Below are 1,501 nucleotides of genomic sequence, written 5' to 3'. Positions count from 1 at the left end.
ACCAAGGCCAAGCAACAGGCGAAGAAGTAGCCCTCACAGATGACCGGTCGCCCTCTGGATGTGGATCACGGCTTCCGGCGACCTTGGCGATCGAGGTAGTCGACCAGTTTCGCTTCGCTGCGGCGCAGTCGAACCGACTCGTCCTCAGGCAGAGAGCCCAGCGCGTCGGCGAGGACACGTGTTCGGGGAACGTGGACCATCGCACTGGAGTAGATCCGGCACCCGGAGCACCATGCCAAGCCGACGCACCGCTCGAACATCGAGGACTCAGGCGGAAAGAGACGGAACTGGTAGGAGCGGACGGCGGTCCCGCAGGCAGTGCAGCTTCGGCGATCACCGTCCTCGACCGTGTCCCAGGTCGCCACCTTGACCCAGTGCCACCGCCTTGCCGGTGCTCTTCAAGTCGTCATGCGCAGCATTCTCGCTCATGGCCCATCAGCCCACCTCAATAGCCCCACGACTACCATGCCTGGCCCAGCTGAGACCGGAACCCGGAGCCAGTTCAGGCCGGAACAGGGGCCGCTTCAACCACCGACGTGGGGCCGGCCCAGACCGAAAATCTGGGGCCATTTCACGCCGTTAACGCCACCTGGTCCCAGCTGCCACTCGGTCCATGACCACACCCACTACGTCGAACTCCACGTCTGGGCGGCGGCTTCGGCGGTTGGATGTGCGGTGACGTCTGATTCGACTGCTGGGGGTGTGGTGGCTGAGCCTGTCCGTGTGCGCAGGTTGACCGACCAAGAAGGGCAGAAGCTGCAGCAGATCGTGCGCCGGGGCAGTACCAGCTCGGTGCGGTTTCGGCGGGCGATGATGCTGCTGGCCTCGGCCGGCGGCAGCACGGTCCCGGTAATCGCGCGGCTGGTTCAGGCGGACGAGGACACCGTCCGGGACGTGATCCACCGCTTCAACGAGATCGGGCTTGCATGCCTCAACCCTCAGTGGGCGGGAGGCCGTCCCCGCCTGCTGAGCAGTGACGACGAGGACTTCGTCATCCAGACGGCCACCACCCGGCCCACCGTGCTGGGCAAGCCCTTCACTCGCTGGTCAGTCCGCAAACTGGTCGATCACCTTCGCAGGAACATAGCCCGGCCTGTCCGGATCGGCCGCGAGGCCCTACGGTGCCTACTGGCACGCCGGGGGATCACTTTCCAGCGGACGAAGACCTGGAAGGAATCCCCAGACCCGGCCTTCGACGCCAAGCTGGAACGGATCGAGTACGCGGTCAACGAGCGTCCTGACCGCACGTTCGCCTTCGACGAGTTCGGGCCACTGGGCATCCGCCCCACCGCCGGCTCCTGCTGGGCCGAACAGAGCCGCCCCGACCGCCTGCCGGCAACCTACCGCCGCACCCACGGCGTCACCTACTTCCACGGCTGCTACTCCGTCGGCGACGACAAGCTGTGGGGCGTCTACCACAGACGCAAGGGCATCGACCACACCTGGGCCGCCCTGCGATCGATACGCGCCGCCCGCCCCGACGACAAGTCGTCCATCAGCG

1 protein-coding gene is annotated in these 1,501 nt (G+C 66.3%); it reads left to right on the top strand.

Going from position 1 to position 1,501, the window contains the following annotated elements; genetic code table 11:
- Nucleotides 1-723 precede the first annotated feature (723 nt).
- Nucleotides 724-1,501, top strand: a 778-nt coding sequence (locus ACFU7D_RS29575; protein ID WP_378874086.1) for a helix-turn-helix domain-containing protein, incomplete at its 3' end; no start/stop codon positions are given.

The organism is Nocardioides sp. NPDC057577, from assembly GCF_042801335.1.
Classification (GTDB): Bacteria; Actinomycetota; Actinomycetes; order Propionibacteriales; family Nocardioidaceae; genus Nocardioides.
Note: the sequence above shows the minus strand (reverse complement) of the source record. Positions and strands in the feature narration are given on the sequence as shown.